Source organism: Citrobacter sp. TBCS-14, assembly GCF_005280805.1.
In the GTDB taxonomy this organism is placed as follows: Bacteria; Pseudomonadota; Gammaproteobacteria; order Enterobacterales; family Enterobacteriaceae; genus Citrobacter; species Citrobacter gillenii.
On record NZ_SZWM01000313.1, the window covers coordinates 1 to 211 of the forward strand.

Here is a 211-nt window from a genome sequence, read left to right on the forward strand (position 1 = left end):
GGATTTTGCAGTGCAGGACTTAAAAAAGTGTTGTCGACAACGCTCACCGCACCAGCCTCACGCGCCAGTTGGCAGATTTTTGCAATATCTACCACGCGCAGCAGCGGATTGCTTGGACTTTCGACCAGCACCAGCTTCGGTTTTTCTGCCAGCGCCGCTTTCAGCGCCTGATCATCACCCTGATCGACAAACAGCACACGATAACAGCCAC

Annotated in this window: 1 protein-coding gene; it reads right to left on the reverse strand. The window is 53.6% G+C overall.

Annotated elements, in window-relative coordinates; genetic code table 11:
• Window positions 1-211 (reverse strand): aminotransferase class I/II-fold pyridoxal phosphate-dependent enzyme (locus FDX22_RS15270; RefSeq protein WP_146717417.1); only part of this gene is annotated, 211 nt, incomplete at both ends.